The organism is Acinetobacter sp. 22301 (assembly GCF_052045285.1).
In the GTDB taxonomy this organism is placed as follows: Bacteria; Pseudomonadota; Gammaproteobacteria; order Pseudomonadales; family Moraxellaceae; genus Acinetobacter; species Acinetobacter pittii.
This window is the reverse complement of the sequence record NZ_JBQEOR010000003.1, coordinates 143,580-169,516: the sequence shown is the minus strand read 5'-3', so window position 1 is coordinate 169,516 and position 25,937 is coordinate 143,580. Positions and strand designations below refer to the sequence as shown.

The following is a 25,937-nucleotide window of genomic DNA, read 5'->3' as shown; positions in this document are numbered from 1 at the left end:
AATATTTATTTGATTTACAATAAATTTAATAAGATATATAAAAATATCAACCCGAGTTCTGCATCCTGCAAAACTCGGGTAAATGAGGTTGTGCTTTCAGGTTAATAGTTATTTTTATCGTTTCCGTTCCAACATCTGATCCGTGATGCTATTCCATATCAGCGTTATGTATCCTTACTTGGGACTATCCATTCCCGGTTCCGTGTGCCGATGAATGTAGAATAAGGTTTTTATAACCCCCTGCCTATTCGCCCTAGACTCAAATCTTTGTACGATATTGCTTACATCACTTTTTATTTATAAGGCTGTGCAATTTTATCAGTTACTACTTTTTCTTCAGCTTCAGCTTTTGCAATTCCTTCTTGGATGGCTCTTTGCGCTTCTTCTTCATCATCTTGAGTTTGTTCCAGTTCCTCTTGAATATGCTCAAATATTCGACCAGTCTGCAAAACCACATAGACAGGAAAATGATCAGATCCGATATGAGATAAACGCTGCATCTTCACTAAACCGAAGTCTTTACTATGAAAGATATGGTCAAGTGACCAGCGCAATAAAGGATAGTCCGCATGAAAAGTATTAATAAAATGTCGCCCAACACGCGGATCCAGTAATCCACTAATTCGTTGAAATAACCGTGTAGTACGTGACCACGCTACATCGTTTAAATCACCCATCACAATACAGCTTTCATCTAGATCTTTAATTTGGTCGCCCACAATTAAAAGTTCAGCATCGCGTAAAGTCGAATCCTTCGCCTCAGTTGGACTAGGGGGCTTAGGATGCAAACAATAGAGTTGAACTGGCATACCAGACCGTAAAGTCACAGTGGTATGAATAGAGGGAATTTCATCACTGAGAATAAATTTAACTTCAGTATTTGATAAAGGTAGACGGCTATATAAATGCATGCCGTAGAGGTTATCTAAGGGTACAGGAACGCGATAAGGATAGTCACTTTCAATCTCTGTTAAAGCATTTTCCCATGTCGTATCGCTTTCCAATGTAAGCAGCAAATCTGGTTTTAATGTCCTGATCTGTTCAAGCAATAAATGATACTTATCATTAGGAGTGAGCACATTCGATACAATTAAGGAAATCTGCTTTTGTGGATCTAATTGAGATGTCTTCACCTGTTTAACCTGTTTTTTCCAAAACAAAGTATAGGGCAAAATCATTTTAAGCTGATAGGCAATCGCAGCAATGAGCGCAGCCAGCACGACTTCACGCCAGAGATTCCATTCGGTGGGCCAAAACAGCATTCCTATAAAGGCTAAAAGACCAACAAATAGAATCTGCAACCGAGGGAAGTCGGCACCACGAAACCACCACTCATCACGAGGAATAAGTGACCAGAAACTCAACCAAATCACCAGACCAGCTAGAACTTCGATATAAATCATTGAATTTTCTCTTTTAAGATGATTTGTTTTTTAAAGTTTTTGTCATCTTTATCAATTTTGTATGTAACATAAACAAGATATTCTACTCAATAAACATGGTGTTTTGTTTCTGTAACGCTTGCAGTTGTGGACACTTTTGATACACTCAACTCCCCCTAACAATTTTAACGCACCGAGGCAAAATGACATGAAAGTAGGTCTGGTCGGTTGGCGCGGGATGGTCGGTTCCGTCCTTATGCAACGTATGGTTGAAGAGAATGATTTTGCTCATATTGAGCCATTTTATTTCTCTACCAGTAATGCAGGTGGTGAAGCTCCTTCATTTGGTGGTAAGACTGCCCCAGCACTTATGGAAGCTACAGACATTAATAGTCTGAAGCAAATGGATGTCATTATTACCTGTCAAGGTGGTGACTATACGTCTGAAGTTTTCCCACAGTTAAAAGCGACTGGTTGGGATGGCTACTGGATTGACGCAGCTTCAACTTTACGTATGTCAGATGATGCAATCATCGTTCTTGATCCAGTAAACCTTAACGTCATCAAAGACGGATTGGTTAACGGCACCAAAACTTTCGTAGGTGGTAACTGTACAGTATCACTTATGTTGATGGGTGTAGGTTCACTTTTCCAAAATAATTTGGTGGAGTGGATGACTGCTATGACTTATCAAGCAGCATCAGGCGCTGGCGCACAAAACATGCGTGAGCTACTAACTGGTATGGGCTACTTATACAACAATACTAAAACATTGTTAGATGATCCTAAATCTGCAATTTTGGATATTGATCGTCAAGTGGCTGAGTTACAACGTGGTGAAGGTTTCCCTTCTGCTAACTTTGGTGTGCCATTAGCTGGCTCATTGATTCCTTATATTGATAAACAGCTCGAAAGTGGTCAATCAAAGGAAGAGTGGAAAGGTCAAGTTGAAACCAACAAGATCTTGGGTAACTCACAAATTGTTCCTATTGACGGTCACTGTGTCCGTATTGGTGCAATGCGTTGCCACTCACAAGCACTTACAATCAAGTTGAAAAAAGATGTACCGCTTGATGAAATTGAAGACATGATTCGTACTTCAAACCAATGGGCGAAAGTTGTACCAAACACTCGTGAAGCGTCTATGACTGACCTTACACCTGTTGCTGTAACTGGTACTTTAACTGTGCCTGTAGGTCGTCTACGTAAACTAAACATGGGTAAAGAGTATCTAGGTGCATTTACAGTCGGTGACCAGTTACTTTGGGGTGCTGCTGAGCCTTTACGTCGCATGTTACGTATTTTAGTTGAATACAAAAGCTCATAATTTGATTTGAATTATTCAGTCAAAATAAAAAGCCGATCACATTAGATCGGCTTTTTCGTAACTGGTTTGTGAAAATTTTACAATTTATTTACATTTCATTATTGTATAATTTTGAATGACTTTACGACTTATTAGGTCATGGATTGAGATGACTGTTTATAACAAATTAAAAATTGCCATTTTCACCATTATGTCTTCGCCTTCTATTTATGCGATTACATTAGACCCTATACAAATTCAGTCCGCACCTGGCGATTTGTTATATGCCGAAATGAATTTTCAACAAGCTGACCCCAACGCCAATCTACAAGTCAGTCTAGCGACTCCTGAAGATTTAAGCGCGTTAGGCGTAACTCATCAGCCGCCCGGAAATCTTAATTTTTATACACGCCAAAACGGTCAAGGCTCAGGGGTTATTGTGATTACCTCATCTCGCCCTGTGATTGATCCTGAACTAAATATTGTAGTAAAAATTAGTGAAGGTTCTGCCACACGTTTGCAGCATATCAAAACCGTAATTAAGCCTTCTTCTATAAAAAAGAATGAAAATAACGAAAGTACTTTGTCACCTCAGTTTATTGTCAATGAAAAAGACATTGCTCTAAATCTGCCAGAAAGTACTCGATATGCATCACCAACTTCGGCCTCAACTACAAATAATTCGAATGGTGAACACAGTCTTAGTATTAACTCTGGAACAGCTCCAGCTATAAATACAAATTCATCCAATACACTTAGTGCAAATCCTTCTACTCAGGTTGCTCAACAATTTGCAATATCTACTACTCCAGATCAGACAGAAATTAAACCAACCAGCGCTAAGACACCTACAAATAATTCACCAAAAACTCCGGTCAAAAATCTAACAGCACAAAAGAAATCTGTACCTCAAAAAGCACTTAACCAAAATCCTGCGAAAAAACAATCGTTAAGTTCCTACAAAGGACCAGCACCATCAAGTAAATATGTAGTACAGCGAAATGAGTCTTTATGGAGCATTGCTAATCGTATTGCAGCAAAAACAAAACAACCTGTTGCGAAAGTCATGCATGATATTCAAACACAAAACCGACATGCTTTTATTCAAGGTGATGTAAATCGTTTGCGTCAGGGAATCGCACTTAACTTAGCTCACTCTCCTGCTGCTAAACCTCAGCAAAACAAGTCAAAAACAGATATCGCACATACTGCAAAATCAACTTCTGGCAAAGCAAAATACCGTTTACAACAAGCCGAAATGAGTATTGTGGCTGAAAACAGTCAAAATACTACGCATGGAAGTGCTAAAAAGAGCACACAACAAAGTCAAAACAATACTGAGTTAGCAGTAAAAGTTATGACAACAAGAGAAAAAACCGTTACATTACAAAGGAATGTAACCAAACTAAATCAAACTTTACGTTTAAAAGACCAACGTATTCAACTTCTGAATGCACGTTTGGCAGAGTTACAACAGCAGTTACAAGCACAGCAACAGACTCATAAGCAAAAGCATTAAGTTAAAACCAGAGTCAGCTCGCTTTATATTGCAAATATTTATTTTTTTAAGGGGAAAGTAATGTTATATGTGATTCCATTCATCATATTGCTCGTGGTCGCTGTCATTTTAAAAAAACGCGAAAATAGCCAGAAGCAAGAGTCGAATTCCCCTAAAACAATAAATAGAAAAACCAATAAAAAAGCGAACTCTAAACCAAGTAAAAACTCGCGTGAAAAAACTAAAGTAAATGTGGTTGAAGAATCTATTCCCTCTACTCCACAAAGCAGTCCTGTTCCAGACGCTGTTCGTCAGAAGATTCAGCTACTTATTCAAGAAAAACAATTCTCAGCCGCTGAAGCTCAAGTCAATCAGGCGCTCAAAAAAGATAATACGCAACATGAACTTTATTTATTGCTACTTGAGATTCATATTGCACAAAAAGATGAGTTTGCAATAACTCAACTGATTAGCCATATTCGTAGCTTAGCGCTCAATGAAATAGCCATTCAAGCAGAAGCCAGACAAAAAGAATATGAGTCATCAAGACAACCAGATGCGATCGATTTTCCTCAAGCTCAAACATACCAAGAGCCAAAAAATACATCTGATGCAACAGCTCAGTTTGACCAATTAACAACAAGTTCTTCTGAAACTTCTTTTGATGAATTGCAGCAAGACTATACCCCTGTAAAGCAAGAACCTGCTGTTGAAGTTGAACCTTTAGAGTTTAACTTTTCATTTGACCAAACCACGACTACCGAAAGTACCAGCCAACCAACACAGAAATCAGAGTTATCGCCATCTCAAGAAACAAATGAGCTAGCTGACCTAGAGTTTTCTTTTGACTTGGCACCTCTGCATGAATCTGAGGAAAAAAACCAGACAATAGCGGCACCAGCAGCTCAAGAGAACACCAATGCTTTGGATTTTAATCTTGAATTAACCCATGAAGGTCCAGAAGTAAAACCTAATGAACAGATCTCATCATTAGATGAGCTTCAACTCGTAGAACAAGCGCCATTAGACTCGAATTCAATAGCACCTTTTGAGTTTTCGCTAGACGAGCCTGCATTAGTTACAGCACCAGAGATTGAAACTCAAAACCTTGTAGACCTAGTAGGCGAAGAAACTACCCCAGATCAAACTAAAGATCCCCTTGTAGAAGCTTTTCCAGAATTAAAACAGTTAGATGAAAATGAACTTGATTTAAAACTAGCTGAGCAATACATCAAGTTAGGAGCTTACCCAGCAGCTCAAGCCTTATTGGCAAGCAATGAGCAAAAATTCAACACAGAACAACAACAACGCGCGAAAAACTTACTTAATCGCATAGCTTCTTAGAACTGTTCGATTTACCATAAGCAGTCAGAGATGACTGCTTTTTTATGCCTGCAAAAATATGAAAAAAATAGCCTTATTTTATATGGGTGGTACTTTTGGTTGCATTGGTGAACCTCTAGCTCCTATGCCTTATGAGCAATTCTTGCCTCAACTTGAAAAAGTGATTCCCCCACATTTAACAGTTGACTGCTTTGCTGCACCCAATATTGTTGATAGCAGTGCATGCACGGCACCTGACTGGTTACGCCTGATTCAACGTATACAACAACTACAACTTGAAGGTTATCAGCATTTCGTTGTTATTCATGGTACAGACACGCTCAGTTATGCGGCTGCGACCCTAGCCCGCTTTTTGGGCCAAAGCTGTCATATTGTGATTACTGGTAGCCAATACCCATTACTCAATATTCAAGGCGATAACACCCGTGAATTTACTGATGCAATTGAAAACTTATATCTTGCATTAGAACAAGTGATTGCTTTACCTGTGGGTGCTTATCTCGCATTCCACCATCAAGTATTCCATGCGCAAACTGCATTAAAAACGCATACGACTGAACTCGATGCATTTTCAGGGTTAAGTAGTGAAGCTGAGTTTACGCCTCAGCAAAATGAATTGATCGTACAAGATGCCCAAATTGAACGAGCTGCTTCCTTCCAGATTTTAAACTGGATGATGCAACCCATTGCGACACAGCACTTAGTACAACAATTACGTCACTTACTTTCAGCCCCACCACACTTTTTAGTGTTACAAGGTTTTGGTACTGGCAATATTGCAGTAAACCAAGAATTACTCGCAACATTAGATGAGCTTTACGCACGTGGCTGTGTTCCAATTCTTACCACTCAGGTGACATTCGGTGGTATTGATCAACGTTATGCGATTAGTGCCTGGACCAAAACTGCAAAAATTGTCATCAGTGATGCTCATAGCCATGCAGATCTCTATGCAAAAGCCCTTCAAATCTATTTAAAATACCCAACCCCAGAACAATGGCTCAGCCATTGGAATGAAAATTAGCATTAAATAGAGGTGAAGCTATGCAACGTTATGCAGTCGGTATTGAATTTAGCGGAGTTCAATACCGAGGTTGGCAAACACAACAGCCAGGCGTTGCCAGCGTTCAGGAAACGATCGAGCGTGTACTGAGTAAAATTGCAGATGAGCCCATTGCACTTCACGGTGCGGGTCGTACTGATGCGGGAGTACATGCAACGAATATGGTGGCGCACTTCGACACGAATGCTATTCGTCCAGAAACGGGGTGGTTAAGAGGGGCAAATAGTCAACTACCTAAAGATATTTCCATTCAGTGGATTAAACTGATGGATGAAAATTTTCATGCCCGCTTTAAAGCGACTGCTCGACGTTACCGCTATATCATCTATAACGCACCGCATCGCCCAGCACTATTACACAAGCAAGTTACGCACATTTACCAAAAGCTAGACGTACAAAAGATGATTAAAGCTGCTAGTAAGTTCGAAGGAACGCATAACTTTGAAACTTTCCGCGCAGCAGCATGCCAATCAAACCAGCCTGTTCGACATGTAAAACATTGCCGTTTATTTGAACATGGACGCTATTTAGTTTTAGATATTCAAGCAGATGGTTTTTTACACCATATGGTGCGTAATATTGTCGGTTGCTTACTCGAAATTGGTCAAGGTATGTATGAAATTGATCATATCGATGCAATGTTTGCAGCGCAGGATCGTAAGGCAGCTGGGGTAACCGCCCCACCCGATGGCCTTTATTTTATTCAGTGTAATTATCCTGAGCAGTTTGATTTGCCGCAGCCACCACTTGGGCCACATTGGCTAAACTTACCAGATTAAAATATTTAAAACTCAGTATCAAAATTAAGCATTAAATAAGATACGCGACAAAGTCATACGCAACCTGCCCTAAATATATAATTATATGTTTTTGCGATGCATTAGATATTGATAATTATCTAACAGGTTTTGCGTATGACAATGGTTTTGGTTACTTTTCCCGAAAGAAAAGTAACTCTAGCTGAAAGCCAATCCAATTATTAAAGCCTCAATGGCACGACTCCGTCATGACATAGAATAAATTAACGGTGTTGTTTACGCTTACGGTATTCCACAGGTGTTTCATTCGTCCAACGCTTAAATGCACGATAGAACGTACTTGGTTCAGAGAAACCTGTTAAATACACAATACGTTCAACACTCTCATTGGTATTTGCCAAAAGTTTTTTAGCTAAACGACAACGATAGTCAGAAAGTATTTGCTGGAAGCTGGTATTTGCCTCACTGAGCTGAGTGCGTAAACGACGCGGCGTAATATTCAACTGAGCAGCAACCGTCTCTAAAGTTGTTTCTCCACTTTCAAGTGTCGAACCAATCGCACGACGAACCTCACCCACTAAATCATAACGGGCCAATTCCTGCAATTTCTCAATTGCGAGCTGCTCATGCAATTGCAATAACTCAGGCTCTGCTTGCCAAAGCTGGAAATCTAAAATAGCTGGGTCAAAATATAAACGTGTCTCTTTCTGACCTAAGCTAACTGGGCAGCCAAATACACGGAAATATTCATCCTCAGAAGCTCCTTCGCTAAAATTAAAATCGATGAAGATAGGATGAAATTGTCCTTCAGTAATGAACTTAAAAAATCTAAGCACGCCCGAAATTGCACATTCAGAGAAATGACGATTGACGAGGTTGTCAGCACCAATCTGTTCACCATTGGTTAAATAACAACGCCCTTCTTCAACGACTAGTTTTGCATCAAATGCATCACTAATCAGTCGTTGATAAGCTAAGGCTCGTTTTAAGCCTTCACCAAAGGTTTCACTACTAATAAATAGATGTTCAATCACCTGCCCTCGATACAAAGGCAAATGCTCACCTAAATGCAGACCGATGTCTGGATCTTTACTGACTTCCTGAGCGGCAGTCCAAAAGGCGTACTGTGCACTTAACGGTGTACGTGCATTGGTATCGACCTGATTTAAAGCAACTCCCGCTTTGGTTAATATTTCTTCTGTTGGCAAACCCGCACGACGAATCGCTTGGTAGCCAAAGCGTAATACAACTGATGCATCTGTTAGCTGACCCACGCAGTGCCCTTCCATGTAGATACTTCATTGATATTTAGGGCTGTTGACCTTTATGCAATTAACAGTCCCTAATAACTATGATTTTAGATTAGCGTTGATTGACCAAACTGACAACAGAATTAAACTTCTTTTGTGAAAAAAATTACATCTTTTTTTATTAGTCATACTTTAACCAGATGCTTTAGCAGAAGTGTGTCTATCTTGTTTTTTTTAAAAAAATTGACTATAATTTGCGCCTTTCCAATTTGATCATCAGGTAGGCTATGGCCAATAAAGAGGAACTCATTGAGTTCGAAGGCGTTGTCACCGAAACGCTTCCTAATACGATGTTCCGTGTACGTCTTGAAAACGGTCACGAAGTTATTGCACACATTTCTGGTAAAATGCGTAAACACTATATTCGTATTCTTACTGGCGACAGTGTAAAAGTCGAAATGACTCCATATGACTTAACTAAAGGTCGTATTACGTACCGTGCTCGCTAATTAGTGAATGCAAAAAAGCCACTTTATGATGTGGCTTTTTTATTGCGTTATTTATTCACTTAAGCGACTGGTTTTACATCCCACCGTTTGGCATTCACGCAATCTTTCTTGCAGCCAATGGTTTCTTTCTTGCGTTGTCTGTAAACGACATTGCACGTCTACACTATTTCTATTTGAATCTGTACACTCTGCGTCACGTTGACGTATCCATGCAAGCTGAGACTTCTTGAGAATATTTTTCTGCGTAGTGTTTAACTTTACTCGCAGTGCTTGATAGTTCTTATTCAGATCTGCATCAGCACTCGCATAAATTTTATTTGTACAGTAAATATCATCATAAGTGTTTCGGGCACTATCACAGTTATCTGCATACACTGCAGTCATTCCGAAGCTGCATAAAAAAGCAAAAACTATTTTTCTCATGCTTTTCTTCCTTAAGTTTTCTATAAAATTATTATTAAAGTGGTTCAAATTTAATTGATAAATCGATAGACAAATTTACCTTCCATTTATCATAATCCTCCTTTTTTACTTTACAAGCCTCCAAATCCAACCTATTGTTCTTTAATAATAAATATAATTTTATATAGTGAGAAAAATGAACATATATACCCGCTGCCAAATTGGCTTATTATCTTTCATCATTATTTTTCTTAACGGTTGTGCTAGCCACCCACGTCAATCCGTAGATTTACAGGAATATTTAAAAGGCTTTTTAGGTAAATCCTCGGCGACCATTCAACAAGATATCAACCTACGTAGTCTTGGTTTTCAAGTCGCCATTACACCGCAAAAAACATCCAATCAGCTCATCTATACAATATTGCGCCCTTTAAGCATTCCAATTCCGATGGTGAGTAATGTTGATATGAGAGGAAGTTCTATTCCTGTCCAATCAGGAAATCTGGGTGGTAATTCTTATGATATTAATTTCAATTGCAAAGTGATTTTTCAGCTTAAAAATGACATTGCCGAGTCAATTCAATATGAGGGTAAAGCCTGCTAAGACATCGGCACAAAAAAACGCAGCTCAACGCTGCGTTTTTTTATAATAAGCTTTTAAGCAAGAGCAGCTACAACAGCCTCACCCATTTCAGCCGTACCTACTTTTGTCATACCTTCAGACATAATATCAGCTGTACGCAAACCTTGATCAAGCACTTGACCTACTGCATCTTCAATTGCTTTTGCAGCTGCTTCTTCACGGAATGTGTAGCGAAGCATCATTGCAACTGAAAGAATAGTTGCTAATGGGTTTGCCACATTTTGACCCGCGATATCAGGTGCAGAACCATGGCAAGGCTCATACATACCTTTGCCATTTTCATCTAACGAAGCCGATGGCAACATGCCGATTGAACCTGTAAGCATTGCTGCTTCATCAGATAAAATGTCACCAAACAAGTTACCCGTTACGATCACATCAAACTGTTTCGGCGCACGTACAAGTTGCATGGCAGCATTGTCGACATACATATGTGAAAGCTGAATATTTGAATAATTTGCTTGCTGTAAATCAGTAACTGTTTGTTTCCAAAGCTCTGTAACTTCCAAAACGTTAGCTTTATCTACAGAACAAACCTTTCCACCACGTAGACCTGCAAGTTCAAAAGCTACTTTTGCAATACGCTTAATTTCGCTTTCAGAATAAACGTCGGTGTTATAACCTTGCTTTTCACCGTTTTCGAGTTCACGGATACCACGTGGCTGACCGAAATAGATACCGCCAGTCAATTCACGAACAATTAAAATATCTAAGCCAGCAACAATTTCAGGCTTCAAACTAGAAGCATCTGCCAATTGCGGATATAAAATCGCTGGGCGCAAGTTAGCAAACAAGTTAAGTTCACTACGAATTTTTAAAAGACCACGTTCAGGACGAATAGAACGCTCAATGGTGTCCCACTTTGGTCCGCCTACCGCACCTAATAAAATTGCATCAGCTTTTTTTGCTTGTTCACTTGTTACTGCTGGGTACGGTTCACCATGCGCATCAATTGCAGCACCACCTAACAAGCCATGTTCCCAAGTTAACGATAAATTAAATTTTTCATTTACTGTATTTAATACTTTTTCTGCCGCCCCAACAATTTCAGGACCAATACCATCACCAGCTAAAATTAAAATCTGTTTAGACATGAACTTTTTTCCATTTTCCAAAGACAAGCAGTGCTACAACTACCGCGGTGTTAGTTTTTTCTGCTCAAGGAATTCACCTAGTCCTGTTGTAACATCAAATGGTCGACAAAAACGGCGAATGACATGCCCATCTTGTTCTAAATCGACACATAATGGATCTGGTACAGAAACATTCAGCAAACTACCCGAACGGTTAGATTTGTCTCGGTACATTTTAAATGTATAGCGATGGTTAGCATTAAACTGGTGAATCACATGAAATGTTTCTGCACGATCCGGAGAGATCGGATAGAAACGAATCACCACTTCATATTGTTTAGCAGGCACTGATAAATATAAGCTGTTAGTTTGGCTAAGCACTGAACCTTGTAATCTCACAATCCCTTGATGAATTGCCTGATTACTAATTCTTCGTGTTTGCGCATCCACTACAGTAATATCATTTAGTCGTTCAAATTCACAACTCTTCGCGCCCGAACAATATATTGCTGCATTCTGCCCCAAATTTTCTTGTTCAGCCTGCTTAATGCGGACAGTATCCACTACATTGTAAGTGCTTTGACAAGCACTGAGTGTTATTGCGCACAGGCTCAACAAAAAGCTATGAGTAACGTTCCTCTTCATTGTTCAAGCCCAATCCTCATCTAGTGCATAATTCTAAGGTGTTTTTATGCTTTAGCATGTTAGCAAGAGTTTGAACGCTACGCCATGGCTATGTTTAAAATGTACCGAAAGGTTAATTCAACTCTTGGAATACCCAAGGACGAACTTGTTTAGTTTTTTCTTCATAAGCACGAATTGCGTCTGCATTTTGAAGAGTTAAACCAATATCATCCAATCCATTTAACAAGCAGTGCTTACGAAACGGATCAACTTCAAATTTAAATGCTTCACCTGTTGGAGTACGTACTTCTTGAGCTGCTAAATCAATTGTTAATTGATATCCCTCATTAGCAGCACATTCTTTAAATAACTGCTCAACTGTTTCTTCTGGCAAAATGACAGGTAACATGCCATTTTTGAAACAGTTATTAAAGAAAATATCAGCAAAGCTTGGTGCAATAACGGTACGGAATCCATATTCGTTTAATGCCCAAGGCGCATGCTCACGACTTGAACCACAACCAAAGTTAGTACGAGCAATTAAAACAGTTGCTCCTTGATAACGAGGCTGGTTTAAAACGAAATCCGGATTTTTTGGACGTACTGAATTGTCTTGTCCTGGATAGCCTTCGTCTAAATAACGAAGTTCATCAAATAAATTGTCGCCAAAACCAGTGCGCTTAATCGACTTTAAAAACTGTTTTGGAATAATTAAATCTGTATCAACATTGGCACGATCTAATGGTGCAACGATACCTTGTTCAACTGTATAAGCTTTCATGGTTTGCTCCAGACCGAATTAAAATGAACGAACATCAACAAAGTGACCAGCGATTGCAGCCGCTGCCGCCATTGCCGGGCTCACCAAGTGAGTACGACCACCATTGCCTTGACGGCCTTCAAAGTTACGGTTAGACGTCGATGCACAGTGTTCACCCGGTTGTAATTTATCTGCATTCATTGCTAAACACATTGAACAACCCGGCTCACGCCATTCAAAGCCAGCTTCCAAGAAGATTTTATCTAAGCCTTCTTTTTCAGCCTGTTGCTTAACTAAACCAGACCCCGGAACAATCATAGCTTGCTTAATGGTAGATGCCACTTTACGCCCCTTAACCACCTCAGCCGCAGCACGGATGTCTTCAATACGAGAGTTCGTACAAGAACCAATAAAGACACGATCAAGCTGAATATCAGCTAATGCTTGACCCGCATTTAAACCCATATATTGATAAGCACGTGTCCAATCATTACGTTGAACGTCATCTTTCGCTTGTTCTAAAGTTGGCACAGCTTCAGTAACAGGAATAACCATCTCAGGTGAAGTTCCCCAAGACACTTGTGGTTCAATCTCTGCGCCATTTAATTCAACAACTGCATCAAACACAGCATCTTCGTCTGAATGCAATGTGTTCCAGTAAGCAACTGCTTGGTCCCATTGCTCGCCTTTTGGTGCGTAGCTACGGCCTTTCACATATTCAATAGTTTTGTCATCAACAGCAACCATACCGACACGAGCACCTGCTTCAATCGCCATGTTACATACCGTCATACGCCCTTCAATCGACATATCACGGAAAACCTGACCACCGAATTCGATTGCATAGCCCGTACCGCCAGCAGTACCAATTTTACCGATAATGGCCAACACAACATCTTTTGGTGTTACGCCTTTACCCAATACCCCATCTACACGAACTAACATATTTTTAGATTTTTTCTGAATCAAGCATTGTGTTGCTAACACATGTTCAACTTCAGATGTCCCAATACCATGCGCCAAGCAACCAAAAGCACCGTGAGTCGCTGTATGTGAATCGCCACATACCACCGTCATGCCCGGCAAAGTTAAGCCCTGTTCAGGCCCAACTACATGCACAATTCCCTGACGAATATCATTAATACTAAATTCAACAATATTAAAGGCTTTACAATTGTCATCTAAGGTTTGAACTTGAATACGAGACGTATCATCTTCAATACCAGCGATGCCTTGGTCACGTTCCTTTTTAGACGTTGGAACGTTGTGGTCCGGTGTAGCAACGTTTGCACTTAAACGCCATGGTTGACGATCCGCAAGTTGCAACCCTTCAAATGCTTGTGGACTAGTCACTTCATGCAATAAATGACGGTCAATGTATAATAAACATGAACCATCATCACGCTGTGAAACAACGTGGTCATCCCACAATTTGTCATATAAAGTTTTGCCTGCCATGTCGTCTTGCTCCATTGGACTGGGTAATTCTGATCTTTATTCGATTATAGCCAGAGTTTCACATAAATCTAATTTATCATTTTTATAAATTAGAAAACTTTTTGGAATAAATTATAATTTCCATAAGGTGCATCAAATTTAATAAATCGTTTTTGTTAATGATTATCATTTGCATAATCAATTTTTAATCTTATACTCTAATGCCTATACTAAAAATATCTAAAGTGGCTAAAGAGAATGATCATGGCTAATATCCAAAAATTCGTTATAAATAATCAACGTACCCTAAAGAAAACCTTAAGCTATTACATTATGCATATTACTGTCGCAATGCTAGTCGCATACTTTGTAACAGGTAATATCTGGATGGCTTTAACATTAAGTATGCTTGAGCCAACCGTACAAGCTTTTGCTTTTTTCTTCCATGAAAAAGTTTGGGCTGCTAAAGATCGCCGCGTATCAGCCTTAGCTGAAAAAGAAACAACGGCTTAGGCTAAGATTAGTGCGGTAATTCACAACTTTCTCACTCGTTTTGCTGCAAGCATGATACGATTTTGGCTCGGCAACTTTAGCCCCTCGATTTTTCTATTCCAAGTTGAGTTGTATTATGAATCTTGCAGCCTTTGAAGCTTTTGTAAAAGTCATGGAAACAGGGTCTATCTCTGTGGCAGCAGATCAGTTATTTATTACTCAACCTGCTGTTACCAAACGAATTCACAGCTTAGAAGAATATTTTGGCGTAAAACTATTTGAATCTGCAGGCCGAGGTGTTCAGGCAACTCATGCTGCACATTCATTACTACCTAAAGTTAAAAACTGGTTAAATGAGCTGGGTGATATTCACCATACGCTTAGCCATGAACAAACTCAGGTACAAGGCCGCTTAAAAGTCGGTACGAGTCACCATATTGGTTTACATCATTTACCTGCACCACTTAAGCATTTTGTTCAGCAATTTCCGCAGGTTACCTTAGATGTGCATTTTGTTGATTCAGAGCAAGCCCATGAACAAGTATTAGCTGGTGATCTAGAACTAGCATTTTTAACGCTTCCTCCTTCAGGAGATGAGCGTCTTAACTACATTACAATTTGGAATGATCCTTTAGTTTTTGTTGCTGCCCCTTTTCATCCGTTGGCGCAAAAAAAGAATCTCACCTTACAAGACTTAATTGAATATCCAAGTTTATTACCCGCTGCACAAACTTATACTGCCCAAATCACTTTAGCTGAGTTTGAAAAACAAGGACTTAAACCAAAAATTACCATGAGTAATAACCCTCTCGAGTCTATTCGCATGTTGGTGTCGATTGGTTTGGGTTGGTCAGTTTTACCTAAAACTCTGCTGAATCAGGATATGCAGCAGCTTGATTTGAATGTTGAGATGAATCGTCAATTAGGTATGGTTTGGCATCCTGCACGCACTCAATCTAGAGCCATGCAGGAGTTAATTAAAATGATGCAGGATGCATAAAAGGCTCTTATTTAAGCATCTACTCTAATTTAATTTATCCAAGCTTTAAGAGGCTTCGAATTTGTTGCACCATTTGGTTTTCATCAAGCATATGATGTGGAATCGTCATCGTTAATAGCTGATCTGATCGAAAATGGCGGTCTACTTCAAGCATAACGTGAGTTTGATTAGGTTCAGCAACGAAAGAAACTTCAACCTCATTAAATCCGCTAAACATATGTGAAGAGACAAATTCAAGCTCTTGGTAACAACCAATCGTTGATCTAAAATTTCGCGCAGTAAGCTGCCCTTTTTCTACATCTACTGTCGATAAAACAAAGCCACATCGCTGCATAGCCTGTAGAAATATTTGCATGGCTGAAGTTGGCAGAACCTTTAGATAATCACGATCAGTTGCATCTAATCCCCAATCAACATCCATATGGGTTTGAATCCAAACACGTGCACCATTTCTTCGGCAAGCAACCTCAGTAATCGGTGTCTCAAATGGTAGTTGAATACTAAAAGGGAAAGAATGCGCTTGATGTGCTGGCAAGAGGAATCGAGAGTTCACTAACCACTCTTGTAAAACTAAAGGTTGGTTAAACTCATGATCACCAGATTCGACTTCTGCCATCGTCACCAATTGCAAATAAAGACCATTAATCTCTTTATCAGATGATCCGCCTTTAAAGCTAATTTCTCCATGCAATGTGCTGCCTGCTTGCAAGCTTGGGTTCTGTAAAACAGTTTCTACCGTCACACCTTGAAGACCCAAACCAGACATAATTTTACTAAACATTTTTCTCTAACCTTTCGAATTATTTCATGTCATCTGTAGCAGCATACTTATTATTAAAGTGCATCATCTCCAGCGAGCTGAATCTTACCATCTGCAACTTCATTCATAAATTGATCATAGTCATTTAGATTACGTTCTGCATATTCTTCTGCATACGTTTGTAATACTTCTACTATCGTATTACCTTCGCCAAGGTATCCCATAAGTACATCTGCATTTCCAGATTTAGCGTGGGCATGAGCTAAGGCTAAACCACAACTTTCGGCATACTCATAGAAATACTCATCATCCATGTCACTAAGATCAACCGAGATTTTCATATCACGTAACTGACGTACATGAAAATGTTGATTTGATATGGAAGAGAACCCAAGAAATATATCACTTGCGGCCTGCATGAGCTGCTGACCATGCACTACACGCTCACCTTCGTGATTTACCTTGTCTACAAATAACGGGTTGAGAATTGATGGATTCGCTTCTTTCATTTGTAAAATTAACGGTTCCCGATCTGCATCTTGAAATAATGCAATCGCGGATCGTGTACCAACACTTCCGACACCCACCACTTTCAAAGCTACATCGGTACGTTGATAACGATCAAAAAGTACTTGGCGATCGTATTTCAAAGAATCACGGTATTGTTGAAAGAATACATCAACATCTTTACCAAATGGTTCATTTGCACTTGGATGCCATAATAACGGCGCATCATCCACAAAATGACGAAATCCTGTATCTTGATCTTGCTGGGTAAGCTTCGGCAAAACAGAGTACGCAGTTCTTTTCTGTGCTGAATCGAGGTGCTTCTCGCGTTTCTTTCTTAGTTTTCGACACTCAGTATTTTCTAATAATGTACTGGCATCAACTTTTTCATACCAAACTTGGAGTGGTGAAAGTTCTGTAATTTCTAATAAGTGCTGACGATAACTATTCAGCATTATTTTAATTGCTTTTAACCCGACTTTCTCTGCAAGATGAATATCACGTGCCGCGATTACAAAACTGGTTGCTAAGCGCTTTACATCCCATTCAAATGGGGCAACTAAAGTTTCGTCAAAATCATTAATTCCAAATAACAGGTTACGTTCGGGACTTGCAAAACCGCCAAAATTACTTAAATGACAATCCCCACAAATCTGTTGAAATAAGCCTGAGTTTACCGGCTCCCACGCTTGATCAAATAGCATCAAAGAAGGCATGCCACGATAAAATGTAAATGGAGAAACACTCATCCGTTTTGCACGAATCGGTTTGAGTTTTTCTAAACGACCTTGGTTACTCCAATCATAGATCGTTAAAGCAGTTGTACCTTTTGGTCGTTCAGAAAGTTTTGATAGGTGTTCACGTGGAACTTTTTTACGTTGAGCCTTACCTAATTTGAAACCTTCGCTTTTATTTAGTAGTTTCCCCTGATAGCTATGACGTGTTAAATCAATACTTTCATCATTCCAAAGTTGTTTTGGTAATTTAATTTGTACTGTTTTTGACATTATTTCCTCATTTTTAAATTAAATTTTTTTATATTCTGAAATCTTTGCCAAGATAGAATTTATTTTATTAATCAGAACAATATCTGTTTTTAGCTAAGATCTATAAGAGATATTAAAAAATGATTTTAAATATAATTAAGAGTTGGAAGACCTCAAAACTTTTCAAACTGTTCTTCCAACTCCATAATCTTAAATCGACCAGTCCTGAATGTCCCAGTTATGTTCTTGAGCCAGTTTTTCAAGACGATCATCAGGGTTTACTGCAATTGCATGCGTTGCATATTCAAGTAAAAAACGGTCATTAATTGAATCGGAATACGCCCAGGACTCAGACACGTTACGGCCTTCCAACCATGCATCTAGACGTGCAAGTTTGCCTTTTTGATAACACGCTAAACCAGCAACTTTACCCGTATATTTTCCGTCAGCCACTTCAGCATTGGTTGCTAAAATTTCGGTAATCCCAAATTCACGAAAAATCGGTGCAGTAATAAAATCACTTGTTGCCGTAATACCCACAATGGTATGGCCTAAATCTTGATGCTTTTTGATTGCATCAAAACCTTTTGGACGCATTTGCGGACGAATGACTTTTTGCATGAACAATTGGTGGAGCTCAGTTAAGTAGTCATTGTCATGCTGCGTTAAAAATCCAAAAACAAATTCATTATAAGCATATGGGTCAAGTTGGCCTGCTTTGTAATCTTCATAAAATTTATCATTCATCTGACGATGATGAACCGGATCAACCAAACCTTCATTGACTAAAAATTCACCCCAAGAATGGTCTGAATCGGTATTTAACAAGGTATGGTCTAAATCAAACAACGCCAGTTTCATGAAAATTCTCGTTTAAACTGAAATTTAAGAAAAAAAATGTAAATCTATCTCCGCTAGTCGATAGAAATTCGTTAAGATCGTATCAATTTAAACATTTTACTTTGATCTTTTCGAGCTGGACATAAAAAAGTGTTTGTCCCCGCGATTAAAGTCAACGATATAGACAATATTTAGGTAGCCAAATGATCGATTCAGAAGGTTTCCGACCGAATGTCGGGATCATTTTGGCAAACGATGATGGACAGGTTTTATGGGCAAAGCGCATTGGTCACAATGCTTGGCAATTTCCACAAGGAGGCATCCAGTTTGGAGAAACCCCTGAACAGGCACTTTTTCGAGAACTGAGAGAAGAAATCGGCTTATTGCCCGAACATGTCCAGATTATTGCGCAAACCAAAGGATGGCTGCGTTATCGTTTGCCACATCGGTACATTCGGTCAGACTCTGACCCCGTATGTATCGGACAGAAACAAAAATGGTTTTTACTGAAGTTAACTGCGCCTGCAAAAAATATTCAGTTAAACCTTTCCGACCCGCCCGAATTCGATGAATGGCAGTGGGTTAGCTATTGGTATCCTCTTGGACAAGTGGTGAACTTCAAGCGTGATGTTTATCGTAAAGCCATGGTGGAGTTGTGTACACAGTTGCCGATGCAACAATTACCCTAAAAATCATTTATCTAGTAAATGATTTTTATTAAAAGTGCTGTTATAAATACATTCATAGTCTAAAAAAATACTGGAGTATACATCCATGTCAAACATGCAACTCGACACTCTACGGCGCATTGTCCAAGAGGTTAATGCGTCCGTCAGTTTGCATGAATCATTAGACATCATGGTTAATCAGGTTGCTGAGGCCATGAAAGTGGATGTTTGTTCTATTTATTTACTCGATGAACGCAATCAGCGCTATGTATTAATGGCCTCTAAAGGCTTAAATCCAGAATCTGTAGGCCATGTTTCTTTGCAACTCGGTGAAGGCTTGGTTGGTCTGGTCGGGCAACGCGAAGAAATCGTTAACCTTGACAATGCGCCAAAACATGAGCGTTTCTTGTATTTACCTGAAACAGGCGAAGAAATTTATAACTCTTTCCTCGGCGTACCGGTCATGTATCGTCGTAAGGTTATGGGCGTTTTGGTTGTCCAAAATAAACTTCCTCAAGATTTTAGTGAAGCTGCCGAGTCCTTTTTAGTTACACTGTGTGCTCAGCTTTCTGGCGTTATTGCTCATGCTCATGCAGTAGGTAATATTGACGTATTCCGTAAGCCGAGTAATGGACCTGCCTACAAAACCTTTCAAGGCGCTTCAGGTGCAGGCGGTGTTGCCTTAGGTCGCGCTATTATTTTATATCCACCTGCCGATTTGGGTTCTGTGCCTGATCGTGAAGCAGAAGATATTAGCGATGAACTTCGAATTTTAGATCAAGCCATTTCATCAGTACGTTCAGAGATTCGTTCTCTGGATGAAAAAATGCATGATTCACTCATGGCCGAAGAGCGCGCTTTATTTAGTGTTTTCTTAAGAATGCTAGATGAAAATGCATTGCCAGCAGAAATCAAAGAACTCATTCGTGATGGACATTGGGCACAAGGTGCAGTACGTCGTGTCATTGAAAAACACACTGCCCTTTTTGCACAAATGGAAGATGACTATCTTCGTGAACGAGTTTCCGACCTTAAAGATTTAGGGCGACGTATTTTAGCCTCTTTGCAAGAAGAAGACTCTAGCCATCGTGACCTGAGTCCAGACAGTATTTTAATTGGTGAAGAAATTAGTACTGCGGCTCTCGTTGAGTTGCCAGTAGACAATATTGCAGCGATTGTGACGTCAGAAGGCGCAGCCAATTCGCATATGGTGATTGTTGCCCGTGCATTAGGTATTCCAACCGTAGTTGGTGTAACTGAACTGCCAGTGAACACACTTGATGATGCAGAAATGATTGTGGATGCCTATCAAGGCCGTGTTTTTGTAAACCCTCCACGTCGTTTACGTCAACGCTATAAAGAAATCCAAAAAGAAGATGAGCAAATCGCAAAAGATCTCAAACAATACGAGACCAAAGAAGCGATTACACCAGATGGTGTGTCTGTTCAGCTCTATGTGAATACGGGCCTCATGATTGACGTAGTACGCGGAGTACAACGCGGTGCTCAAGGCGTCGGTCTATACCGAAGTGAAATTCCATTCATGTTACGGGAACGCTTCCCAGGTGAAGAAGAACAACGCGCAATCTACCGTCAACAATTGAGCCATTTCGCCAATAAACCTGTAGTGATGCGAACTCTGGATATTGGTGCCGATAAAGACTTGCCGTATTTCAGTATTGAAGAAGAAAACTCGGCATTAGGCTGGCGTGGTATTCGTTTCACGCTCGATCATCCCGAGATTTTTTCTTCGCAAATTCGCGCCATGCTCAAAGCCAGTATTGGTTTAAATAATTTGCATATTTTATTGCCAATGGTCACTACAGTCAGTGAAGTAGAAGAAGTACTTTATTTACTTGAGCGTGACTGGATTGCAGTGCAAGAAGAAGAGCAAGTTAAAATTACCAAACCAAAAATTGGGATTATGGTTGAGGTGCCGAGCGTACTGCTACAAATTGATGAGTTTGCCGAACTCGTCGATTTCTTCTCGGTCGGTTCAAATGACTTAACCCAGTATTTACTTGCAGTTGACCGTAATAATCCACATGTGGCAAACGTTTACTCACACTTTCACCCATCCATTCTACGTGCGCTAACCCGCTTAGTTAAAGAATGTCATGAATACAAAAAACCTATCAGTATTTGTGGTGAGATGGCAGGTGATCCATTATCAGCAATTCTGCTCATGGCGATGGGCTTCAATACCCTTTCGATGAGTTCGAGTAACATTTTGCGAGTAAGAAAAGCAATTTGTCATGTCCCTATGACAGATGCACAAAAATTGCTGGATGATGTCATGAAAATGAATAATCCACTCATCGTGAAAAGTTGGCTTGAGTACTATTTTAAAACTCACGGTTTAGCTGATATGGTGAAATCGAATCGAATCGTAAATGTTTAATATATAAACAATAAAGGAGAGCAATGCTCTCCTTTATTCATTTGAGATCGCTTCTACTACAACTCAATATAAAAAATTTCATCTCACTATTGCCGCCATCTTAATCTATTAAATAAACATATAATCGGTTTTTTAAATCAATATTGACAGTTTAATCCATTTGAAAAATAAGACTCCTACTCCTAGTATATTTACAGAGCGTTATTAAAAGATCTTACGTTGTTCCAACAATTGAAGAGGTAATTCTATGCATCGTTATTTACAAGTTTCATCTTATTTTTCCTCTTGTTTTTTAACCTTCATGCAGTAAATTGGAGGAATAACAAGTAAAGGAATCTGATGCATTATTAAATAAAAAATAATGGCCGACATCTCAGTGAAAAGACTTTTAAACGGTTTCTCTCACCATTTGTTCTCCCATTTCTTTATTTAGTAAACATGAGTTTTTAAACCAGAAGTCCAGGAAAATGAGCCCTAACATTTTACGAAGAGCTCAATAATTATTACCCAGAGAGAATATAACCATGTCAGACGAATCAAAATGCCCTTTTTCAGGCCATAAATCAAAATCAGAGGTAACGGTCGGTGGTGGCACGCCTAGTTTACACTGGTGGCCAAAACAACTACGCGTCGACCTACTCAACCAACATTCAGAACGCTCTAATCCACTCGGTAAAGAATTTAATTACCGTCAAGAATTTAAAAAACTCGACTACTACACCCTCAAAGCTGATATCAAAAATGTATTAACCGATTCTCAAGATTGGTGGCCAGCCGATTGGGGAAATTATACAGGCTTATTTATTCGATTAGCATGGCATGCTGCTGGTACATATCGTATGGGCGATGGCCGAGGTGGTGCTGGTCGCGGTCAGCAACGTTTTGCGCCATTAAATAGTTGGCCTGACAATGCGAGCTTAGATAAAGCACGCCGTTTGCTATGGCCAGTTAAACAAAAATACGGTCAAAAAATATCGTGGGCAGATTTATTTATTCTTGCTGGAAACATCGCACTTGAATCTTCAGGTTTCCGCACCTTCGGTTTTGGTGCAGGTCGTGAAGATGTTTGGGAACCAGACAACGATGTAAACTGGGGCGATGAAAAAGAATGGTTAGCTCATCGCAACTCTGAAGCATTGGAAGGCAGCAATCTAGCTGCAACCGAAATGGGTCTAATTTATGTAAACCCTGAAGGCCCGCAAGCCAGCGGTGATCCAAAATCGGCTGCACCATTTATTCGCGCGACTTTCGGTAATATGGCAATGGATGATGAAGAAATTGTTGCCTTAATCGCAGGCGGTCATACTTTAGGTAAAACTCACGGCGCTGCCTCTGCTGACCATGTTCAGGCTGATCCTGAGGGAGCTTCAATTGAACAAATGGGCTTTGGCTGGTCAAACAGTTTTGGCACTGGTGTTGGTAAAGATGCGATCACTTCAGGTTTAGAAGTGATTTGGTCACAAACACCAACACAATGGAGCAATTACTTCTTTGAAAACCTATTCAAATACGAGTGGGTACAAGAGCGCTCACCTGCTGGTGCAATTCAATGGGTAGCAGCAGATGCTGAGGCAATCATTCCAGATCCATTCGACCCATCAGTTAAACGTAAGCCAACAATGCTTACTACAGATTTGACCTTACGTTTTGATCCTGATTTTGAAAAGATCTCTCGTCGTTTCCTTAACGATCCACAAGCATTTGCCAATGCTTTTGCTCGCGCTTGGTTCAAGTTAACTCACCGTGATATGGGGCCAAAAGCACGTTATTTAGGTCCTGAAGTTCCGGCTGAAGATTTAATCTGGCAAGACCCATTACCTGCTGCCAGCGCTATACCATCTGCTGCTAGCATAGATGATGCAAAAGCAAAAATTGTTGCATTGGGATTATCTGCTGGTGAGCTAGTTTCCCTTGGTTGGGCTTCGGCATCCACGTTCCGTGGTGGAGACAAGCGTGGCGGTGCAAATGGTGCACGTATTGCTTTATCGCCACAACGTGAATGGGACGTAAATAAAAAAGCAGTTGAGACTTTAACTAAAATTGAAGAACTCAAAGCATCTACTCAATTATCATTAGCTGATTTAATCGTGCTTGCAGGTAATGTTGGTGTAGAACAAGCTGCTCAAGCGGCAGGTTTCAACATTAGCGTTCCATTTGCCCCTGGTCGTGTTGATGCAATACAAAGTCAAACTGATGTCGAATCTTTCCAATTATTGCTCGGCCTTGCCGATGGTTTTAGAAACTGGAAAAAAGAGGGCGTCAGCGCAACAACTGAGGCATTATTAATTGATAAAGCACAACAGCTGACTTTGACTGCACCAGAGTTAACTGCATTGATTGGTGGCTTACGTGTACTGGACACCAACTGGGATGGCTCACAACACGGTGTATTTACTCAGCAAGTTGGTGTACTTAGCACAGACTTCTTTACGAACTTACTCGACATGTCTACTGTATGGGCACCTGTTGACTCAACAAGCGAAGTATTTGAAGGCAAAGACCGTAAAACAGGCGCAGTAAAATTTACCGCAACACGTAATGATTTAGTCTTCGGTTCAAACTCAATCTTACGTGCATTAGCCGAAGTTTATGCTCAGGCAGATGGTAAAGAAAAATTTGTTCAAGACTTTGTTGCTGCATGGACTAAAGTCATGAATCTTGACCGTTTTGACTTAGCTTAATTTAAGTCAAAATAGTAAAAAGCCAGTTCAATTTGAACTGGCTTTTTTAATATCAAGCATCGTTTTTTTAAACAGTCAGTTTGTGTCCTTCCCGAATGCAATAAAAAGGATTTGCAAGCTTTGAAGAAGCTTTAATTGCCTGCGCTAGAGCATGCTCTGGGTCTTCTCGGTCTTCATCAGTCAACTGGAAAGTTCGATAATGTATCGCAATAGAACGATGAGCCTGTAAATCGAAATGCGCATGTAGCGCATCTTGCGGATTCATATGAACATAGCTCATCAGTTCACGTGGCTCATACGCACCTATTGGAAGTAAGGCAACTCGTGGTGCGCCATAACGAGCATGTATTTGCTTAAAATGACCCGCATAACCGGTATCACCCGCAAAGAAACAATGACCTGTTTTAGCCACAACCGAAAAGCCGCCCCAAAGTGCCTTATTCTGGTCGCGTAAACCACGGCCTGAACCATGCTGTGCAGGTGTATAGATTATTCTTAATTCGTGATAAGGAATTTCTTGCCACCAATTCATCTCAATGACATGGAACTCTTTAGGTAGATAAAACCCATTCCCAAGTCCAGTGTAAATTGGCATTGCGAATTTTTTATGTAGCCATTCAAGTGTCGCCAAGTCCATATGGTCATAATGATTATGGCTGAGCAAAACTCCATGAATCGTCGGTAATTGTTCTAGTGCAAAACCTGCTGGGCATACACGGCGTGGGCCACGCCCTTGTGAAGGACTTGCATAATCACACCACACTGGGTCGGTAATAAAGTTATAAGGACCAATCTGAACCAATACCGTTGCATGCCCAACAAACCAGACTTGCCAATCATCCAGATCTGCCTGAGGTCGATTTTGCGGCAAAGCTACAGCCGTATTTACACGAGTTTCATATTCATTTTGAATATCCACTTTCCATGTAAAAGACTCGCGCGTAACCAACCAACGCAATAACTCTTTTGAGCCACGAGCAGGTGACTTAGGCTGTTGATTATAAAAACGTGTATCCGTTTCATGCCCAGACTCGGGATGACAAAAAGGAGGTTTTATCCATGTATGCGTCCAACAGGACTGAGTCGGCAATTGATATGTTAATGTCGGCTTGTCTTTCATGGGCTTTTCTATGTTTTAGCATCAGCAGAATGGATGTGATCAGGTTTCTATCTTAACGATTAAAACAAATTAAGCTATGGCACTTACACTTATTTATCATATAAATATCCATTTTATCGTGGTCATAGCTAACCTAAGTTAAATTAGAGTGCCATAAAAAACACTTAGATGTGTTGAGTTTATGCGTCAGTAATTACCATTCTTACTAAGACTTCTTGTATAACATAACAATTAGAAGATGCCGAAAGCCGCTATAGAACCTGTCTATTTCATCTTTATCGCCTATAATTTTTACGTTAGGATTCTTTTGTGCAATGAAAACAATATATTTAGTAACAATTAGATTTGAGTAGATGTTAGCGACCTATAGGTTATAAATTTATTTTATTATTCTAGTTTTTGCATAATATGAGAATTTCTTAAATGAATATTT

At 39.8% G+C, this 25,937-nt stretch carries 23 protein-coding genes; 12 read left to right on the top strand and 11 right to left on the bottom strand.

Annotation, left to right across the window (positions count from 1 at the left end; all coding sequences use genetic code 11):
- Positions 1-293: 293 nt before the first annotated feature.
- Positions 294-1,403, bottom strand: a complete 1,110-nt coding sequence (locus tag ACTJJH_RS07260; RefSeq protein WP_440600938.1) for an endonuclease/exonuclease/phosphatase family protein — start codon at positions 1,401-1,403, stop codon at positions 294-296.
- Between the two features lie 187 nt (positions 1,404-1,590).
- Between ACTJJH_RS07260 and asd the strand changes: the two genes are divergently transcribed.
- The 5 genes from asd to truA all read left to right on the top strand — a co-directional run bounded on the left by asd (position 1,591) and on the right by truA (position 7,372).
- Positions 1,591-2,709 (top strand): aspartate-semialdehyde dehydrogenase, encoded by a 1,119-nt coding sequence (gene asd, locus ACTJJH_RS07255; protein WP_069036468.1) that lies wholly within the window; start codon positions 1,591-1,593, stop codon positions 2,707-2,709.
- A 148-nt stretch (positions 2,710-2,857) separates the two neighbouring features.
- Positions 2,858-4,207 carry a type IV pilus assembly protein FimV gene (locus ACTJJH_RS07250; RefSeq protein WP_440600937.1) on the top strand — a complete coding sequence of 450 codons (1,350 nt, stop codon included), beginning with the start codon at positions 2,858-2,860 and terminating at the stop codon, positions 4,205-4,207.
- 60 nt (positions 4,208-4,267) lie between these two features.
- A complete protein-coding gene (locus ACTJJH_RS07245) occupies positions 4,268-5,530 on the top strand; it encodes a hypothetical protein (protein WP_276124013.1) in 1,263 nt (420 codons plus the stop codon).
- Positions 5,531-5,588: 58 nt separating this feature from the next.
- Positions 5,589-6,554, top strand: coding sequence for an asparaginase (locus tag ACTJJH_RS07240; protein WP_262729017.1), 966 nt, complete (start codon positions 5,589-5,591; stop codon positions 6,552-6,554).
- A 20-nt stretch (positions 6,555-6,574) separates the two neighbouring features.
- Positions 6,575-7,372, top strand: a complete 798-nt coding sequence (truA, locus tag ACTJJH_RS07235) for a tRNA pseudouridine(38-40) synthase TruA (protein WP_017385691.1) — start codon at positions 6,575-6,577, stop codon at positions 7,370-7,372.
- 242 nt (positions 7,373-7,614) lie between these two features.
- Here truA and ACTJJH_RS07230 read toward each other — a convergent pair whose 3' ends face one another.
- Entirely contained in the window at positions 7,615-8,625 is a 1,011-nt protein-coding gene (locus ACTJJH_RS07230) for an AraC family transcriptional regulator (RefSeq protein ID WP_005066032.1), read from the bottom strand.
- Between the two features lie 263 nt (positions 8,626-8,888).
- Between ACTJJH_RS07230 and infA the strand changes: the two genes are divergently transcribed.
- Positions 8,889-9,110 carry a translation initiation factor IF-1 gene (infA, locus tag ACTJJH_RS07225; protein WP_001284370.1) on the top strand — a complete coding sequence of 74 codons (222 nt, stop codon included), beginning with the start codon at positions 8,889-8,891 and terminating at the stop codon, positions 9,108-9,110.
- Positions 9,111-9,161: 51 nt separating this feature from the next.
- Here the strand turns inward: infA and ACTJJH_RS07220 are convergent, their stop codons facing one another.
- Entirely contained in the window at positions 9,162-9,533 is a 372-nt protein-coding gene (locus ACTJJH_RS07220) for a lysozyme inhibitor LprI family protein (protein ID WP_440600936.1), read from the bottom strand.
- Positions 9,534-9,708: 175 nt separating this feature from the next.
- Here ACTJJH_RS07220 and ACTJJH_RS07215 point away from each other — a divergent pair, with 175 nt between their 5' ends.
- A complete protein-coding gene (locus tag ACTJJH_RS07215) occupies positions 9,709-10,116 on the top strand; it encodes a hypothetical protein (protein ID WP_440600935.1) in 408 nt (135 codons plus the stop codon).
- A gap of 53 nt (positions 10,117-10,169) precedes the next feature.
- Here ACTJJH_RS07215 and leuB read toward each other — a convergent pair whose 3' ends face one another.
- The 4 genes from leuB to leuC form a co-directional block, all read right to left on the bottom strand.
- Positions 10,170-11,249, bottom strand: a complete 1,080-nt coding sequence (gene leuB / locus ACTJJH_RS07210; protein WP_002114882.1) for a 3-isopropylmalate dehydrogenase — start codon at positions 11,247-11,249, stop codon at positions 10,170-10,172.
- A gap of 39 nt (positions 11,250-11,288) precedes the next feature.
- Positions 11,289-11,873, bottom strand: coding sequence for a hypothetical protein (locus ACTJJH_RS07205; protein WP_005066026.1), 585 nt, complete (start codon positions 11,871-11,873; stop codon positions 11,289-11,291).
- A gap of 112 nt (positions 11,874-11,985) precedes the next feature.
- Positions 11,986-12,633 carry a 3-isopropylmalate dehydratase small subunit gene (gene leuD, locus ACTJJH_RS07200; RefSeq protein WP_002114814.1) on the bottom strand — a complete coding sequence of 216 codons (648 nt, stop codon included), beginning with the start codon at positions 12,631-12,633 and terminating at the stop codon, positions 11,986-11,988.
- 18 nt (positions 12,634-12,651) lie between these two features.
- Complete coding sequence (gene leuC, locus ACTJJH_RS07195; protein WP_017482005.1) at positions 12,652-14,070, bottom strand: 3-isopropylmalate dehydratase large subunit; 1,419 nt, start codon at positions 14,068-14,070, stop codon at positions 12,652-12,654.
- 237 nt (positions 14,071-14,307) lie between these two features.
- Here leuC and ACTJJH_RS07190 point away from each other — a divergent pair, with 237 nt between their 5' ends.
- Positions 14,308-14,562, top strand: a complete 255-nt coding sequence (locus ACTJJH_RS07190; protein ID WP_017482004.1) for a DUF2061 domain-containing protein — start codon at positions 14,308-14,310, stop codon at positions 14,560-14,562.
- Between the two features lie 115 nt (positions 14,563-14,677).
- Positions 14,678-15,541, top strand: coding sequence for a LysR family transcriptional regulator (locus ACTJJH_RS07185; RefSeq protein WP_005066023.1), 864 nt, complete (start codon positions 14,678-14,680; stop codon positions 15,539-15,541).
- Positions 15,542-15,575: 34 nt separating this feature from the next.
- Here the strand turns inward: ACTJJH_RS07185 and ACTJJH_RS07180 are convergent, their stop codons facing one another.
- The 3 genes from ACTJJH_RS07180 to ACTJJH_RS07170 form a co-directional block, all read right to left on the bottom strand.
- Positions 15,576-16,322, bottom strand: coding sequence for a sporulation protein (locus ACTJJH_RS07180; RefSeq protein ID WP_032005139.1), 747 nt, complete (start codon positions 16,320-16,322; stop codon positions 15,576-15,578).
- Positions 16,323-16,375: 53 nt separating this feature from the next.
- The gene (locus tag ACTJJH_RS07175; protein WP_032005138.1) at positions 16,376-17,815 is read right to left on the bottom strand and encodes a DUF2252 domain-containing protein; all 1,440 of its coding nucleotides are present in this window, start codon (positions 17,813-17,815) and stop codon (positions 16,376-16,378) included.
- A gap of 189 nt (positions 17,816-18,004) precedes the next feature.
- Positions 18,005-18,655 carry an HAD family hydrolase gene (locus ACTJJH_RS07170; RefSeq protein WP_002115098.1) on the bottom strand — a complete coding sequence of 217 codons (651 nt, stop codon included), beginning with the start codon at positions 18,653-18,655 and terminating at the stop codon, positions 18,005-18,007.
- A 182-nt stretch (positions 18,656-18,837) separates the two neighbouring features.
- Between ACTJJH_RS07170 and ACTJJH_RS07165 the strand changes: the two genes are divergently transcribed.
- The 3 genes from ACTJJH_RS07165 (at position 18,838) to katG (ending at position 24,384) form a co-directional block, all read left to right on the top strand.
- Entirely contained in the window at positions 18,838-19,323 is a 486-nt protein-coding gene (locus tag ACTJJH_RS07165) for an RNA pyrophosphohydrolase (protein WP_000567255.1), read from the top strand.
- Positions 19,324-19,408: 85 nt separating this feature from the next.
- Positions 19,409-21,703 (top strand): phosphoenolpyruvate--protein phosphotransferase, encoded by a 2,295-nt coding sequence (ptsP, locus tag ACTJJH_RS07160; protein ID WP_005066019.1) that lies wholly within the window; start codon positions 19,409-19,411, stop codon positions 21,701-21,703.
- Positions 21,704-22,227: 524 nt separating this feature from the next.
- Positions 22,228-24,384 (top strand): catalase/peroxidase HPI, encoded by a 2,157-nt coding sequence (katG, locus tag ACTJJH_RS07155; protein ID WP_440600934.1) that lies wholly within the window; start codon positions 22,228-22,230, stop codon positions 24,382-24,384.
- Between the two features lie 67 nt (positions 24,385-24,451).
- Here katG and ACTJJH_RS07150 read toward each other — a convergent pair whose 3' ends face one another.
- The gene (locus ACTJJH_RS07150; protein WP_014208279.1) at positions 24,452-25,504 is read right to left on the bottom strand and encodes an MBL fold metallo-hydrolase; all 1,053 of its coding nucleotides are present in this window, start codon (positions 25,502-25,504) and stop codon (positions 24,452-24,454) included.
- Positions 25,505-25,937: the final 433 nt, after the last annotated feature.

Excerpts from the sequence above, each read along its gene's own strand:
- ACTJJH_RS07260 (WP_440600938.1), bottom strand. The coding sequence starts at position 1,403 with ATGATTTATATCGAAGTTCTAGCTGGTCTGGTGATTTGGTTGAGTTTC.
- asd (WP_069036468.1), top strand. The coding sequence starts at position 1,591 with ATGAAAGTAGGTCTGGTCGGTTGGCGCGGGATGGTCGGTTCCGTCCTT.
- ACTJJH_RS07250 (WP_440600937.1), top strand. The coding sequence starts at position 2,858 with ATGACTGTTTATAACAAATTAAAAATTGCCATTTTCACCATTATGTCT.
- ACTJJH_RS07245 (WP_276124013.1), top strand. The coding sequence starts at position 4,268 with ATGTTATATGTGATTCCATTCATCATATTGCTCGTGGTCGCTGTCATT.
- ACTJJH_RS07240 (WP_262729017.1), top strand. The coding sequence starts at position 5,589 with ATGAAAAAAATAGCCTTATTTTATATGGGTGGTACTTTTGGTTGCATT.
- truA (WP_017385691.1), top strand. The coding sequence starts at position 6,575 with ATGCAACGTTATGCAGTCGGTATTGAATTTAGCGGAGTTCAATACCGA.
- infA (WP_001284370.1), top strand. The coding sequence starts at position 8,889 with ATGGCCAATAAAGAGGAACTCATTGAGTTCGAAGGCGTTGTCACCGAA.
- ACTJJH_RS07220 (WP_440600936.1), bottom strand. The coding sequence starts at position 9,533 with ATGAGAAAAATAGTTTTTGCTTTTTTATGCAGCTTCGGAATGACTGCA.
- ACTJJH_RS07215 (WP_440600935.1), top strand. The coding sequence starts at position 9,709 with ATGAACATATATACCCGCTGCCAAATTGGCTTATTATCTTTCATCATT.
- leuB (WP_002114882.1), bottom strand. The coding sequence starts at position 11,249 with ATGTCTAAACAGATTTTAATTTTAGCTGGTGATGGTATTGGTCCTGAA.
- ACTJJH_RS07205 (WP_005066026.1), bottom strand. The coding sequence starts at position 11,873 with ATGAAGAGGAACGTTACTCATAGCTTTTTGTTGAGCCTGTGCGCAATA.
- leuD (WP_002114814.1), bottom strand. The coding sequence starts at position 12,633 with ATGAAAGCTTATACAGTTGAACAAGGTATCGTTGCACCATTAGATCGT.
- leuC (WP_017482005.1), bottom strand. The coding sequence starts at position 14,070 with ATGGCAGGCAAAACTTTATATGACAAATTGTGGGATGACCACGTTGTT.
- ACTJJH_RS07190 (WP_017482004.1), top strand. The coding sequence starts at position 14,308 with ATGATCATGGCTAATATCCAAAAATTCGTTATAAATAATCAACGTACC.
- ACTJJH_RS07185 (WP_005066023.1), top strand. The coding sequence starts at position 14,678 with ATGAATCTTGCAGCCTTTGAAGCTTTTGTAAAAGTCATGGAAACAGGG.
- ACTJJH_RS07180 (WP_032005139.1), bottom strand. The coding sequence starts at position 16,322 with ATGTTTAGTAAAATTATGTCTGGTTTGGGTCTTCAAGGTGTGACGGTA.
- ACTJJH_RS07175 (WP_032005138.1), bottom strand. The coding sequence starts at position 17,815 with ATGTCAAAAACAGTACAAATTAAATTACCAAAACAACTTTGGAATGAT.
- ACTJJH_RS07170 (WP_002115098.1), bottom strand. The coding sequence starts at position 18,655 with ATGAAACTGGCGTTGTTTGATTTAGACCATACCTTGTTAAATACCGAT.
- ACTJJH_RS07165 (WP_000567255.1), top strand. The coding sequence starts at position 18,838 with ATGATCGATTCAGAAGGTTTCCGACCGAATGTCGGGATCATTTTGGCA.
- ptsP (WP_005066019.1), top strand. The coding sequence starts at position 19,409 with ATGTCAAACATGCAACTCGACACTCTACGGCGCATTGTCCAAGAGGTT.
- katG (WP_440600934.1), top strand. The coding sequence starts at position 22,228 with ATGTCAGACGAATCAAAATGCCCTTTTTCAGGCCATAAATCAAAATCA.
- ACTJJH_RS07150 (WP_014208279.1), bottom strand. The coding sequence starts at position 25,504 with ATGAAAGACAAGCCGACATTAACATATCAATTGCCGACTCAGTCCTGT.